The organism is Salmonella sp. SAL4457 (genome assembly GCF_046548235.1).
Classification (GTDB): Bacteria; Pseudomonadota; Gammaproteobacteria; order Enterobacterales; family Enterobacteriaceae; genus Salmonella; species Salmonella enterica.
In genome coordinates, this window is sequence record NZ_JBGDZO010000572.1 from 1 (window position 1) to 268 (window position 268).

At 67.9% G+C, this 268-nt stretch carries 1 protein-coding gene; it reads left to right on the forward strand.

Translation table 11 applies throughout. The features are described from left to right. On the forward strand, positions 1-268 hold a 268-nt coding region (locus ACLJNW_RS25500; RefSeq protein WP_410961406.1), incomplete at both ends, for a hypothetical protein.

Consider the following 268-nt stretch of genomic DNA (forward strand, 5'->3'; position numbering starts at 1 on the left):
GGGCGTGACCCTGGCTCGCACCCGCCTGGCCGGGATGCTCGGCGTGCCACTGTACGACCTCGACCGTCTCGACCTGCGGGCCAATACCACCCTCCAGCACGAGTTGCAGGAAAGCGTCACCGCCTACTTGCAGAAACTCGCCGACCCGGACTACGCCGCCCAGCTCGGGCTGATCGGCGAACGCCTGCTGACCCCGACCTCGACCCGCTCGGTACGCTACAGCTTCACCCTGTTCGAACGTACGCCGAGCGGCAACCAGGTGCGGGTG